The organism is Streptococcus caprae (assembly GCF_042649745.1).
GTDB lineage: Bacteria > Bacillota > Bacilli > Lactobacillales > Streptococcaceae > Streptococcus > Streptococcus caprae.
On sequence record NZ_JBHRZV010000029.1, the window covers coordinates 115118 to 129472 of the forward strand.

Below are 14355 nucleotides of genomic sequence, written 5' to 3' on the forward strand. Positions count from 1 at the left end.
CTATTTTTGAAAAGGAAAAATCATGAAAAAACGTTTATTAACTACACTTCTTACCGCAACATTAGTGCTTGGAACAGCAACAGCGACTGCTCCATCAGTATACGCTGCTGATACAGGTACTATCACTGTAAATAGTACGCAAAAAAATGCGACTTACACAGCTTACCGTATTTTTGATGCGACAGTTGCTGACACTACAACCAACAATGGGGCAGTATCTTATACAATTCCATCTGGAAAAGAAACAGCTTACCTTGCTGATGAAACCTTCTTGTCCCTGTTTGACACTGTAAAAAATGGTGATACAACCTACGTAACGAAAAAGTCAGATGCCTCTGATACAGCGATTGCTGAGTGGGCAAAAACAATCGTGACAACTGCTGGACTTTCAGAAGAAACTAAAACTACAGAAACGTCAACTGATGGTGTAGAAACTTTATCAGTTGGCTACGGCTATTACTATGTAGCAACAACAGCAACTAACGGCTCCACTGTGATGGTAACCTCTGCATCTCCAAATGCTACTATCCAAGAAAAGAATAACGAACCTACTTGGGGAGATGATGGTGGTAAGACTGTAGATGATAGCAATAACACTTATGCTGTCGGTGACACCATCACTTACACACTGAACTACACAAACGCAACTTTTTATTCATCAGGTGATAAAGTATACCAATATGTAGTTGCGGATACAGTTGGGTCAGGTATCTCACTCAATACAGATTCATTCAAGGTCTATGTTAATGGAACTGAGCTGACAAAGTCTGATACTGCTGCAAAGAATACCTATCAATTGACAGAATCTAGCACTAGTGGCTTCTCATTGACTATTCCTTGGGCAGCTACTAACACTGCTAGCAATAATGTAGGGGATGCTGATGATTTTTATTACAATCCAATTAGCACAATCAAAGTCGTTTATACCGGTGTTCTTAAGAGCGGTGCTACAGAAGGTTCTACAGACTCAGATACAAACAAAAACAAAGCAACAATCAATCCAAATACTAAGAAAGATGATAATGGTAAAACAGTAAACGTCTATGACGGAAAGATCACCATCAAAAAAGTAGATGGAACAGATACCTCTAAAACACTTGCAGGAGCTGAATTTGTCCTTAAAAATAGTAAAGGTGAATACCTCAACTATACTGATAAAGATAATGTAGAATGGACAACTGACCAAGCTAGTGCAACAACATACACAACAGGTTCAGATGGAACAGTTGAAATCTCTGGTTTAGATGAAGGTACTTATACTCTTGTCGAAACAAAAGCTCCAGCTGGATATAACTTGTTAAAAGATGGAACATCAGTTACTCTTTCTAAATCATCAGATACTTCAAACGACACACTCTTAGTGACTTCTGAAGTTAAAAACAACAAAGGTTCAGAACTTCCATCTACTGGTGGACTCGGAACAACGATCTTCTATACTGTAGGTTCACTCTTAGTTCTTGGAGCTGGACTGGTGATGGTGGCTCGTCGTCGCTTGCGTGACTAACTTTTTAGGTGAGCAGACGGATGAAGAAGAAAAAAAGAAAACTTGATCTTGTTTCCATACTGCTCATGGCTATAATTGCAATAGGGATAGGTTTGATGACCTATCCTTCACTTGCAAATTACTGGAATTCTTTTCACCAATCCAGAGCAATTATGGATTATCAAAAACAAGTGACAAAGCTAGATACGAACCAATATGGAAAGATGCTGGCAGATGCAGCTGCCTACAACACTCAATTCGTAAAAACTGGCATCAAGTGGAATATGTCTGACGACGATAAGGCGGTTTATAACTCTCTCTTATCTATTGAGAATTCCGGTTACATGGGTTATATTTCCATTCCAAAAATCAATGTCATGCTACCGATTTACCATGGAACAACGGAATCCGTACTACAGACCTCAATTGGTCACCTGGAAGGAACTAGTTTACCTGTAGGGGGAGAATCCACGCATTCAGTCTTATCAGGTCACCGGGGGTTACCATCATCGCGCTTGTTTACTGACTTGGACAAGTTAAAAGTTGGGGACCGTTGGACGGTTAATATTCTTAATGAAACCTATACTTACGAAGTGGATCAAGTTCGTACCCTGTTGCCTAAGGATTTGAGTCAGATTCAGATTGAAGAGGGCAAAGATTATCAAACACTTCTAACCTGCACGCCATACGGTGTGAATACGCATCGCCTTTTGGTTCGTGGACACCGTGTAGCAAACGAGGATGGAGATGCCTTGGTAGTGGCGGACGCGATTCAGATAGAACCGATTTACATCGCACCGTTTATAGCAATTCCTATTGTTCTCTTACTTTTGATTGCATTCTTAACTTCGACACATATGCAACATAAACGCAAGGAAATTTTTGCTCGCTTGACTAGAAAGGAGTCTCCTAATGAAGAAAACAATTAAAGCACTTTTGCTCGTGTTTTTAACGACTTTCTTAGTAGCAGGAGGGTATGATGTAAAAGCTGATGAAAGTAGTCAATTAGGGACTATTATCATTCATTCAACTTATGATAAAAAAGCAGTTGTCGGTGGCAATATGACAGTTTACCAAGTGGCTATACTGTCTGATAATCTGACCTTTCAGCTCTTATCTCCATTTGATGCAACTTCTTTGTCTTTGACGACCGAGAACATGGCAGAGCATAATCGTGACTATGCACAGACACTTGCTAAGTATACTTCAGGTACGACAGCCGTGACGACAGTCGAATCCATCTCGGCAGAAGGTATGACGGTTTCTAATCTGCAGCCAGGTCTTTACCTATTTGTACAGACAGTCGCAGCGGATGGCTATGAAACCTTACAACCATTTTTGGTCAGTATTCCGCAAAATGGAAGCTATACTATCGAAGCAACTGAAAAAATGAGCCCGGTGACTGTTAAACCTAAGACTGTTGTGCCGGATAAAAATCAGAAGCGGGATAAGACCTTACCGTTCACCGGTCAGTTATGGTGGCCAGTTCCCTTGCTAATTGGTGCTGGTATTCTTTGCCTTGGACTTTCTTTTATCGCTAGGAGACCTACGTGATGAGAGTGGTAAAACTTTTCCTGCGATTGCTAGGTGTTTGTCTCATAGCTTCTGGATTTTGGTGGGCATGGCATAATATCAGCGAAGCAAAAGCGGCAGCCAATGCCTCTCTGACTATTGAAAATCAGCTAGAGCAAGTTTCTACACAAGATAAGACAGGCTCAGAAGACGGGGAAATGGCTGTTGGAACGGTTGATGGCACCGATTATATTGGAACTATTGAAATTCCTGCTATCGGTATTAAATTGCCGGTTGCAGCCAATTATAGTTTTGAACAAATGTCGCTAACTCCAACACGCTATGCAGGGTCTTTCTATACAAATGATCTAGTCATCTGTGCCCATAACTATCCTTATCATTTTGACTCGCTTAAGTCTATTGCTATGGGGTCAGAGGTCATTTTGACAACGACCAATGGTCAAACCTATCATTATATTATAACCAATAGAGAGACCATTGAGCCAACTGCAGTGGACCAAGTTTTTAAGGATACGGCGACTGATACAGATTGGGATCTCAGCTTGTTTACCTGTACGCCTGCAGGATTAGCTCGTGTTCTTGTTCGCTGTAGTTTGGTAAAATAGCTGAGCAGCTCTGCTATTTTGACAAAAAGCCCGCATTTTGGTAGAATAGTCATGCTCTAGGTAATGGAACAAAGGTGTAATAGATAGAGAATCCGTCGCCAGAAATGGTGGCGGATTTGCATTAATACTATGGATTGGAAGTAAGCATACAAGAATATTGAAGATGAAAAAGAGTGGAAGAAGGGGAGAAAGTAATGTTTGATTTTTTCAAGAAGAAGCTAACAATAGAGACATTAAAAAGCGAACAGTATGACACTCAATATTTAAAGATTTTACGCCATATTTGGAAAACGGAAGTGCCTAAATAAGGGATTTCTGAAACGTTACAAGGTGAGCTGCTTCGTCAGTTAGAAAAATTACGTTGGGAAGCTCAAGAAAATGGAAATATTAACTGGTGGGAAGAATATTCAGGCTATTGTCAGTTTATCCTTGATACCTTGAGTCAAGCGAAAATATTTTCTCGTCAGCAAAAAATAGAATTGAAACTAATCATGGGTTATCTTAAGTCATGTGGTGAGTATGCTCAGGCATACCATGAAAGTGACATTTCTGACGACGAACTGATGGTTGAAGAATTAGCTTATATGGATGATAACCTTTATGATAGAGTTGGCGATATGATTGCTCTCTTTTATAAAGCACATCCAGAACCTATTCCGTTTTTAGTGGATAGTGAATAGTAACAGACTTATTTCAAAAAATAAAATAACTTTTTTAGAGTTTTAACGAAAGGATAGTTCGGTTCTGAGAACTGAACACGGGACTAATTCCCTAGGAAAAATGATAAATCTTCCTAGACGCTAACGTCTTTGTCAGATTTCCTATTTTTCTACGGGAATTTTCGGCTAGCCGAACCGTCCCTTTGTATCTTAAATTATGAGTAACATTCAACACATGTCCCTCGAGGACATCATGGGAGAGCGTTTTGGGCGCTACTCCAAATACATCATTCAGGAGCGGGCCTTGCCGGATATTCGGGACGGTCTGAAACCTGTACAGCGCCGGATTCTTTATTCGATGAACAAGGACGGCAACACCCACGATAAGGCTTACCGGAAGTCGGCCAAGTCTGTCGGAAATATAATGGGTAATTTCCACCCGCACGGGGATAGTTCCATCTATGATGCCATGGTTCGGATGTCGCAGGACTGGAAAAACCGGGAAATTCTTGTGGAAATGCACGGAAACAACGGTTCCATGGACGGGGATCCACCAGCCGCTATGCGGTACACGGAAGCTCGATTGTCTGAGATTTCCAGCTACCTGCTCAATGACATTGACAAGAAAACCGTGCCCTTTGCCTGGAACTTTGACGACACGGAGAAGGAGCCGACGGTTCTGCCAGCGGCCTTTCCCAACCTCTTGGTCAACGGAGCGACGGGGATTTCGGCTGGTTATGCGACCGACATTCCGCCCCACAACTTGGCGGAGGTCATCGATGCGGTGGTTTATTTGATTGACCACCCGCAAGCCAGTGTTGACAAGCTCATGGAGTTTCTGCCGGGGCCTGACTTCCCGACGGGGGGCATTATCCAGGGAGCGGATGAGATTAAGAAGGCCTACGAGACTGGAAAAGGACGGGTCGTGGTGCGGTCAAGAACCGCTATCGAGAGCCTCAAGGGCGGCAAGGAACAAATCGTCATCACCGAGATTCCTTATGAGGTCAATAAGGCTGTCCTCGTCAAAAAGATTGATGATGTGCGGGTCAATGCTAAGGTGCCAGGAATTGCCGAGGTGCGTGATGAGAGTGACCGAGACGGCCTACGGATTGCCATTGAGCTCAAGAAAGACGCCGATAGCCAGACCATTCTCAACTACCTGCTCAAGTACACCGACCTGCAAATCAACTATAACTTTAACATGGTTGCCATCGACAACTTCACCCCTCGTCAGGTTGGCTTGACCAAGATATTGACCAGCTACATCGCCCACAGGCGGGAGGTCATCGTTGCGCGGTCTCGGTTTGATAAGGAAAAAGCAGAGCGGCGACTTCACATTGTTGAAGGCTTGATTCGAGTACTGTCCATCTTGGATGAGGTCATCGCCCTCATCCGTGCTAGTGATAACAAGGCTGACGCTAAGGAAAACCTCAAGGTCTCCTACGACTTTACCGAGGAGCAGGCAGAAGCTATCGTGACCCTCCAGCTCTATCGCTTGACCAATACCGACATTGTCACCCTAGAAGAAGAGGACAGGAGCTTGCGTGAGCAGATTGCGACCCTGACCGCCATCATCGGTGATGAGAAAACCATGTTCCACCTCATGAAGAAAGAACTCCGTGAGGTCAAAAAGACCTTTGCGACACTGCGTCGTTCTGAGTTGCAAGACCAAGCAGAGACCATCGAGATTGATACGGCTAGCCTCATTGCTGAGGAAGAGACTTATGTCAGTGTGACCAAGGCAGGTTACATCAAACGGACCAGCCCACGTTCCTTTGGTGCTTCAACGGTAGAAGAAGTCGGTAAGCGGGAGGACGATGAACTCATCTTCCTAGCGCAGGCCAAGACCACCCAGCACCTGCTGATCTTTACCGACCTCGGGAATGTCATCTACCGACCAGTCCATGAATTGGCAGACACTAAGTGGAAGGACATCGGAGAGCATATCAGCCAGACCGTGACCAATTTTGACAACCAGGAGCAGGTGCTCTACGCCGAAATTGTCGATGACTTTGACACGACGACCTACGTAGCAACAACCCAAGCTGGACAAATCAAGCGGGTTGAACGCAAGGAATTTACCCCGTGGCGGACCTACAAGTCCAAGTCAGTCAAATTCGCCAAGCTCAAAGACGCAAACGACCGCGTAGTTTCAATCTCTCCAGTTGCCTTGGACGACATCATGGTCGTGACCCGAAATGGTTATGCCCTCCGCTTCAACGTGGAAGAAGTGCCGGTCATTGGTGCCAAGGCAGCAGGGGTTAAGGCCATCAACCTAAAAGGTGATGATGTGGTGGCGGCCAGCTTTGTGGCCAACGCAGCTAGCATGTATCTTTTAACCCAACGTGGTAGCCTCAAACGCATGGCCATCAGCGACATTCCAACTGCCAAGCGGGCAGGACGTGGTCTGCAAGTCTTACGTCCGCTGAAGACAAAACCGCATACGGTTTTTGCGGCAGGTCCTGTTTCTTCTGAAGCGACAGAGTTGGACCTCTTTAGCACAGAGAGCAGCAACCAGTCTGAAGTCCTTCGTGTGGTGGATACCGCAGGAACTGTTTATGACATCAATCTTGCAGATCTTGGTCAATCTGAACGCACCAGCAATGGCAGCTTTATCTCAGATACGATTGCGGATGTAGGAGTGGCTAAAGTTCTTCACTAAAGATTTCGGTAACAACTGAGATTTACCTATTTATAGAGCACTTGATAGTCATACTATCTGGTGCTTTTTTATTGAAAACGAATTCATTGAGTTTCTTTAAGATGACCCCTTGTCAACTTTCTTTAGTCATGCTATACTAAACTCATTAACCAGTTAATTAACTAGTAAAGAAAGTGAGGTTCTTGTGAAAAAGATTATATACTGGATAAGTTGTTTTGTGGCGATAGGTTGTTTGACAGCTTGCCACAAAACTAGTCAAAAGACTTCCGACAAAGAAGGGCTAAAAATTGTAACGAGTTTTTATCCCATTTACGCTATGACAAAGGAGGTGTCGGGAGATTTAAATGATGTCCGAATGATTCAATCTAGTCAAGGGATTCATGGATTTGAGCCATCTGTGTCTGATGTTCACGCTATTTATGATGCAGATGTGTTTATTTATCATTCGCATGTTTTAGAGTCTTGGGCTGGACGTTTAGACCCAACCGAATCTAAATCTGATGTTACCTTTATCGAGGCATCAAAAGGATTGGAGTTGCAACGTGTAGAAGGTTTAGAAGATATTGAGGTAGGCGAAGGAATCGATGAAGCAACTTTGTATGATCCTCATACTTGGCTAGACCCAGTTTTAGTGGCAGATGAAGTTGAACATATCGCTCAGGAATTGTCACAACTTGATCCTGAACATGCTGACAGTTATCAAAAAAATGCCGATAAAATGAAAGCAGAAGCCCTGGAATTGGTTGATCAATTTTCTCCATTATTTGCCAGTGCATCAAGAAAAACCTTTGTCACTCAACATACTGCATTTGCTTATCTTGCTAAACGCTTTGGGATTCAGCAGCTTGGTATCTTAGGTGTTTCTGAGGAAGAGCCGAGTCCTCGACAATTAAGTGAAATCAAAGATTTCATTGAGGAATATAACGTTAAGACCATTTTTGTAGAACGAGGTAGTTCGGATAAGATGGCACAAGCTCTCAAAACATCAACAGGTGTCAAGACGAAAATTTTGGAACCGCTTGAAGCTGACCCTCAGAATCATAAAAGCTATTTAGAAAATCTCAAGCATAATCTGACTGTCTTGGCGCGTGACCTCAAATAATCAAGTCAGAGAAGCACACCATATTAGAAGGAATAAAAATGAAAAAGAAAAACTATGTTTATGGCTCTGCTATTGCCATTATCCTTAGCTTTGCCAGCTATCAACTTGGCCATTATCAAGGACATCAGGATACTCTTGCAGATGACTACGGTATTGCCTATGTCAATTCAGATGAGACGACTAAATCTCAAAAGTCAACGACTACTAAAGATAAAACTCCTGAACAAATTAGCGCAGAAGAGGGAATCAATGCTGAACAAATCGTTGTTAAGATAACAGATACAGGTTATGTGACATCGCACGGCGATCATTATCATTTTTTTAATGGTAAAGTTCCCTATGATGCGATTATCAGCGAAGAACTGATCATGAATGACCCAAATTATATTTTTAAGCAGGAAGATGTCATTAATGAAGTTCGTGACGGTTACATTATCAAGGTCAATGGTAATTACTATCTTTATTTAAAAGAAGGAAGTGACCGAAAAAATATTCGTTCGAAAGACCATATCGAAGAAGAGAAGAAAAAATGGGCTAATGAAGGTAGCAGTTCGGCATCCCATATTAACACAGCTAACAAAGCAGAAATTTCTAAGGCAAAATCGGAAGGGCGCTATACGACAGATGACGGTTACGTCTTTAGTCCCACAGATGTTCTAGATGACTTTGGGGATGCTTACTTAGTTCCGCATGGGGATCACTTCCATTACATTCCGAAGAAAGATTTGTCACCAAGTGAATTGGCAGCTGCTGAAGCTTATTGGGCTAGAAAAAATGGCGGAACAACGAGAGGAAATGTAGTCACTCCGAGCACACCAAAATCGAGTACTCACGTACATGCTGGAGGTGGGGGAAGTCACTATCAGCCGTACTCTCCTGTAGTAACGCCACCACCAGCTTATGGTAATCAACCAATCCATACAACTCAACCAATCCATACAACTCAACCAACACAGCCAACGGTTTCCACACCTACTGGTAATCAGGGAAATACGGCAGAATGGCAGAGCCTGTTAAGACAATTATACGCCTTACCACTTAGTGAGCGTCACGTGGAAGGAGATGGTTTAGTCTTTGACCCAGCGCAGATTATTCGTCGTGTTCCCCAAGGAGTTGTTGTTCCACATGGGGATCACTTCCATGTCATTCCGTATGACAAAATGTCTGACCTTGAAGCACGCATTTCAGCCATGATTCCTATTGGTGCTGTACTTCCTCCAGTAACAACCATTGTAGATCAACCAACGGTTCAACCAAGTCCATCCAATCCAGATGTTTCACCTACACCAATTGTAAAACCGATTGAGTCAAAACCCGTTACTACAATTCCAACAAAAGAAGCAGAAGTTACCTTGCATTTCCAAGGCAAGACCTTTAAGGCTACTGAAAAAGGCAAGGATGGAAAACCTTATACGACTAGTGATGGATATACGTTTACTAAAGAGTCTATTTTCTCAGTGGATGAAGATGGGATTACAGCGCGCCACACTGATCATTTCCACTTTATTCCCTTCAATGAACTTGACCAATCTGAATTGGATCAAGTCGCTGAGTGGCAAGCAGATCAGGCTAAATTGGCTGGACAACCTATGTCAGCAGATGAATTGGAAAAGGCACTGGATAGTCTTTTGAGTAAGGCAGAATTCATTGAGAGCGATCAACTCTATGAACGCTATGAAGCTAAAATCAATGGACTTAAGAAACGTGTTTCAGCTATCAAGGCCAATAAGAGTGCTGAGCCACTTATGATGGTGCAGGTTGATTATAAGAAACTCGATAAAGAAATCGATCATGCTATTGATAATCCAATTGTGCCAGAACATGTTAAAAACGGAAAAACAGCAGAGGAAATTTATAATGCTGTCGAAGCGAAATTGGAAGTCCCAGTTGAAAAAATTCCATACAACATGCATCAAACTGTTGAAATCAAAGATGGAAACACCTTTGTGATTCCACATACTGACCACTACCACAATATTAAAATGACTTGGTTTGATGACGGAATGTACGAGGTGCCAACTGGTTATACGATTGAGCAACTCTTTGCAACGGTCAAATATTATGCGACTCATCCTGATGCCCGTCCTAAACTTGAAGGTTGGGGTAGTGATAGTAATCACAATATTGCTAATCCGGCATCTCCTGTGGAAAATGAAGAGGCAACTAACTCTAACAAAGAGAAGACGGCCCAAGATATCTACGCTGAAGTTGAGCCAAAATTGATTGTACCAGTTGAAAAGATTCCGTATAATCTCCATCAGACCGTTGAAGTTCAAGATGGCAATGTCTTTATTATTCCTCATCATGATCATTACCATAATATCAAGATGTATCTCTTTGATACTGGTCATTTTGAAGTACCAGAAGGCTATACAATGGCCGACCTCTTTGCTACGGTAAAATACTATGTTCTTCACCCTGAAGCTCGGCCAAAATTAGACGGTTGGGGCAGTGATAGTGATCATGGTCGAGGTAATACTGGTGGACAAGATTTGCCAGTGGGTGTAGAACCATCAACAGAATCTTCGGATATCGATGATGAAGAAGACAATGACGTCGAAGAACCCTCTCCATCAGATGATGAGTATGAAGAAGATGAGGACTCTGAAGAAACAGACGAAGTTCCAGTTACTTCAACTCCCGAAGGAAAAGCTCTTGAAAATCGTATCTGGGCAATCTTAGCTTTCATTGAAAAAATGGAAGACTCTGAGGAAAAGAGTGACTATGATACAGAAGCAGAAGACCTCTTTGACCGCTTAGATAATTTGACAAGTTCAAGTGATTCAGACAGTTTAGAAGCAATTAAAGCTGATATTGAAAATCTAGCTAAACGCATAGGTATGTAATTGAATTTGAAAAGGTTGTAGTCATACAACCTTTTTTTCTTAACAAATCACAGACTGAGTAGAGTTGAGACATCAAAGTATTATTTTGACTTAAAAAACAGAAGTGAAAACGACTATATTTTCAAATAATTGAAATATTCAGAAAACTCACTTGCAAATTTTCTCTAAAAGTTTTAGAATAGTAAAAAATAGGAATGAGGATTATCTATGACAGTATCAATTGATTGGGAAAATTTAGGCTTTGAGTATCGTCAGTTACCATTTCGGTATATTTCCGTTTATAAAGACGGAGCTTGGGATGACGGAAAATTGAGTGAAGACGCAATCTTACACCTCTCTGAAGCCTCACCAGCTCTCCACTATGGGCAACAAGCCTTTGAAGGATTGAAAGCTTACCGAACTAAGGATGGCAGCGTACAGTTGTTCCGTCCAGATGAAAATGCCAAGCGTCTTCAGCGAACTGCAGATCGCATGCTCATGCCTCAGGTTCCAACAGAAAAGTTTGTTGAGGCATGTAAAGCGGTAGTTAAAGCCAATGAAGAGTTTGTTCCACCCTATGGCACTGGAGGAACCCTCTATCTTCGTCCACTTTTGATTGGAGTTGGAGATATTATCGGGGTTAAACCTGCTGAAGAATATATTTTCACCATTTTTGCTATGCCAGTTGGTAATTACTTTAAGGGTGGCTTGGCTCCGACTAATTTCTTGATTCAAGGTGACTTTGACCGTGCTGCGCCTCATGGTACTGGTGCTGCTAAGGTTGGAGGAAACTATGCTGCCAGTCTTTTACCAGGTAAAGTAGCTAAATCACAAGGATTTTCAGATGTGATTTACCTTGATCCTGCCACTCATACCAAGATTGAAGAAGTAGGATCAGCAAACTTCTTTGGTATCACAAAAGATAACGAGTTTATCACGCCACTTAGTCTATCAATTTTGCCATCTATTACCAAGTATTCATTGTTATATTTGGCTGAACATCGCTTAGGTTTAAAACCCGTTGAAGGAGATGTTTATATAACTGAATTGGATAAATTTGTCGAAGCGGGAGCTTGTGGAACAGCCGCGGTTATTTCCCCTATAGGAGGAGTTCAATACCAAGATAAACTTCACATTTTCTATAGTGAAACGGAAGTAGGACCGATTACGCGTCGACTTTATGATGAATTAACAGGTATCCAATTTGGTGATATTGAGGCACCAGAAGGCTGGATTGTCAAAGTAGACTAAAAATAAACAGGGCTTGCCCTTGCAAGTGCCTGTTTTTTTGTGTAAAATTTAAAGGTAAGACTTTCAGAAAAGAGACTATGATGAGTAAAAAAGATAAAAAAATTGCTATTCAAGTAGCGGATGCTAAAGTTCAAGTTAATAATGTAAGCGTTGATGGCTACCAATTGACCATCGGAAAAAAATCTATCGGGGAGATTGCGGAACTTGACGACCGCTATGCCACCCTCAAGAACGGTAAAGTAGAGACTTTCTTTAAAACGCTTGATCAAGCTGTTGAAAACGTGATTGAAACTTACAACTTGAATCACTAAAAATCAAGAAAAAGGGCTTGATTTTAACAAGAATCTGTGGTAAACTAGTTCTTGTTGTTACGGAGAGATAGCGAAGAGGCTAAACGCGGCGGACTGTAAATCCGCTCCTTCGGGTTCGGGGGTTCGAATCCCTCTCTCTCCATTTAAACATTGGGGTATAGCCAAGCGGTAAGGCAAGGGACTTTGACTCCCTCATGCGTTGGTTCGAATCCAGCTACCCCAGTCATGGTATCAGAGTCATCTGAGACCGTCAAAGATAAAAGTTGTTGTCGTTGCGGGTACCTTGAAATAAATATATTGTTTGCAAGAGCTGGAATAGGCTAGTTCTTGTTGGAGGATTTTTTAGAATGAATGAATTTGAAGATTTGCTAAACAGCGTTAGCGAAGTTAACCCAGGTGATGTTGTCACTGCTGAAGTTTTGACAGTAGACAATGGCCAAGCTAACCTTGTTATTAGCGGCACAGGTATTGAAGGCGTGTTGACCCTTCGTGAGTTAACTAATGATCGTGATGCTGATATCAACGACTTGGTTAAACCAGGTGAAAGCCATGAAGTACTTGTTCTTCGTCAAGTAGTAGGTAAAGACACTGATACAGTTACTTACCTTGTGTCTAAAAAACGTTTGGAAGCTCGCAAAGCTTGGGACAAACTTGTAGGTCGTGAAGGTGAAGTTGTTACTGTTAAAGTAACTCGTGCTGTTAAAGGTGGACTTTCAGTTGAATTTGAAGGACTTCGTGGATTTATCCCGGCTTCAATGATCGATACTCGTTTCGTTCGTAATACTGAAAAATTTGTTGGTGAAGAATTTGATGCTAAAATCAAAGAAGTTGATCCAGCAGAAAACCGCTTCATCTTGTCACGTCGTGATGTTGTTGAAGAAACAGCTGCAGCAGCTCGTGCTGAGGTATTCGGTAAAATTGCTGAAGGTTCAGTTGTAACTGGTACAGTTGCTCGTCTTACTAACTTTGGTGCTTTTGTTGACCTTGGTGGTGTTGATGGTTTGATTCACATTACCGAGTTGTCACATGAGCGTAATGCTTCACCTAAATCAGTTGTTTCTGTTGGTGATGAAGTTGAGGTTAAAGTTCTTTCTATCGATGAAGAAGAAGGACGTGTATCACTCTCACTTAAAGCTACAACACCTGGTCCATGGGATGGCGTTGAGCAAAAATTGGCAGCAGGTGATGTTGTTGAAGGTAAAGTTAAACGTTTGACTGACTTTGGAGCTTTTGTAGAAGTGTTGCCAGGTATCGATGGATTGGTACATATTTCTCAAATTTCACACAAACGTGTTGAAAATCCAAAAGATGTTCTTTCTGCAGGTCAAGATGTGACTGTTAAAGTTCTTGAAGTGAACTCTGCAGATGAGCGTGTATCACTTTCTATCAAGGCTTTGGAAGAGCGTCCAGCAGCTGCTGAAGGCGAAGAAAATACTGAAAAACGTCAATCACGTCCACGTCGTCAAAAACGCGAACAAAAACGTGACTTCGAATTACCAGAAACTCAAACAGGGTTCTCAATGGCTGATTTGTTCGGTGATATTGAATTGTAATTTCAATTAAACAAGGCTCTATAATTTCTGTAGTGGGTAGCTCCCCTGCAGAGATTATGGAGCCTTTTTGAATGTAGAAAAAAAGTCCCATATGACCTATAATGAAAAGCGATAAAACAACTCATTAGAAAGACTCATATGGAACAGTTCAATTTTATCACAAACCTACTCGGAATAAAAGACCCTAATATCTCGATTTCAGACTATATCGATGCTGGAACCCACAAGGAAGTCATCGCTAAGCTGGACTACCCTGCCACAAAATGCCAATATTGCCAAGAACAGATGACCAAGTACGACTTCCAGAAACCATCCAAAATACCCTACCTGGACTGTGCTGGCTATAAAACGCTAATTCGTTTAAGGAAACG

General features: G+C 42.0%; 10 protein-coding genes, 2 tRNA genes and 2 pseudogenes. All 14 read left to right on the forward strand.

The features are described from left to right. The first annotated feature begins 22 nt into the window (after positions 1-22). Entirely contained in the window at positions 23-1504 is a 1482-nt protein-coding gene (locus ACFORF_RS04515) for a SpaH/EbpB family LPXTG-anchored major pilin (RefSeq protein WP_380425903.1), read from the forward strand. Between the two features lie 20 nt (positions 1505-1524). After that, complete coding sequence (locus tag ACFORF_RS04520) at positions 1525-2412, forward strand: class C sortase (RefSeq protein WP_380425927.1); 888 nt, start codon at positions 1525-1527, stop codon at positions 2410-2412. Then, entirely contained in the window at positions 2396-3037 is a 642-nt protein-coding gene (locus ACFORF_RS04525; RefSeq protein ID WP_380425905.1) for a hypothetical protein, read from the forward strand. Before ACFORF_RS04520 ends, ACFORF_RS04525 begins: the two co-directional genes overlap by 17 nt. After that, positions 3037-3621, forward strand: coding sequence for a sortase (locus ACFORF_RS04530; RefSeq protein WP_380425907.1), 585 nt, complete (start codon positions 3037-3039; stop codon positions 3619-3621). Before ACFORF_RS04525 ends, ACFORF_RS04530 begins: the two co-directional genes overlap by 1 nt. Positions 3622-4058: 437 nt before the next feature. Then, positions 4059-4301, forward strand: coding sequence for a hypothetical protein (locus tag ACFORF_RS04535; RefSeq protein WP_380425909.1), 243 nt, complete (start codon positions 4059-4061; stop codon positions 4299-4301). A gap of 196 nt (positions 4302-4497) precedes the next feature. Next, positions 4498-6942: a DNA topoisomerase IV subunit A gene (parC, locus tag ACFORF_RS04540; RefSeq protein ID WP_380425911.1), complete on the forward strand. Its 2445-nt coding sequence runs from the start codon at positions 4498-4500 to the stop codon at positions 6940-6942. Between the two features lie 184 nt (positions 6943-7126). Continuing rightward, a complete protein-coding gene (locus ACFORF_RS04545) occupies positions 7127-8044 on the forward strand; it encodes a metal ABC transporter solute-binding protein, Zn/Mn family (protein ID WP_380425913.1) in 918 nt (305 codons plus the stop codon). 38 nt (positions 8045-8082) lie between these two features. Then, a pseudogene (locus ACFORF_RS11165) lies at positions 8083-9591 on the forward strand (pneumococcal-type histidine triad protein); the annotation flags it as partial. Between the two features lie 1506 nt (positions 9592-11097). After that, entirely contained in the window at positions 11098-12120 is a 1023-nt protein-coding gene (locus tag ACFORF_RS04555) for a branched-chain amino acid aminotransferase (protein WP_380425917.1), read from the forward strand. 80 nt (positions 12121-12200) lie between these two features. Further along, the gene (locus ACFORF_RS04560) at positions 12201-12431 is read left to right on the forward strand and encodes a DUF2969 domain-containing protein (RefSeq protein ID WP_380425919.1); all 231 of its coding nucleotides are present in this window, start codon (positions 12201-12203) and stop codon (positions 12429-12431) included. Positions 12432-12492: 61 nt separating this feature from the next. Continuing rightward, positions 12493-12573 (forward strand) — tRNA-Tyr (locus ACFORF_RS04565). 9 nt (positions 12574-12582) lie between these two features. After that, a tRNA-Gln gene (locus tag ACFORF_RS04570) sits at positions 12583-12654 on the forward strand. Positions 12655-12778: 124 nt separating this feature from the next. Further along, the gene (gene rpsA, locus ACFORF_RS04575) at positions 12779-13984 is read left to right on the forward strand and encodes a 30S ribosomal protein S1 (protein ID WP_380425921.1); all 1206 of its coding nucleotides are present in this window, start codon (positions 12779-12781) and stop codon (positions 13982-13984) included. 138 nt (positions 13985-14122) lie between these two features. Beyond that, a pseudogene (locus ACFORF_RS04580) lies at positions 14123-14355 on the forward strand (ISL3 family transposase); the annotation flags it as partial.